The sequence below is a fragment of the Methylobacterium sp. CCH7-A2 genome, assembly GCF_001557075.1.
GTDB classification, from domain to species: domain Bacteria; phylum Pseudomonadota; class Alphaproteobacteria; order Rhizobiales; family Beijerinckiaceae; genus Allobosea; species Allobosea massiliensis.
Window position 1 is genome coordinate 1 of the sequence record NZ_LSKN01000053.1, and the last position, 279, is coordinate 279.

At 62.4% G+C, this 279-nt stretch carries 1 protein-coding gene; it reads left to right on the plus strand.

Going from position 1 to position 279, the window contains the following annotated elements; all coding sequences use genetic code 11:
* Positions 1-279: AraC family transcriptional regulator (locus tag AX750_RS03915; RefSeq protein WP_156462428.1), on the plus strand; the 279-nt coding region annotated here is incomplete at both ends.

The following is a 279-nucleotide window of genomic DNA, read 5'->3' on the forward strand; positions in this document are numbered from 1 at the left end:
GGCCATCCGGGACGAGCTGACCCACGAGACCTCAGCCGGTCGCATGCTGGTGGAGGCGGCGGCTTTGGCGCTCACGGCTCGTCTGGCCCACGCCTATTCTAACGATCGCTCTCAGCTTCCGGTTACCGCCCTGGTACGTGACTGCCCCGAGCGGATCAGGAGAGCGATCGAGTTCATGCACGAGAACATCGATCGTGAGATTTCGGTCGCCCAACTCGCCGATATCGCCTGCCTGAGCCCATTTCATTTCGCCCGGATGTTCAAGCGCGTCACAGGCCA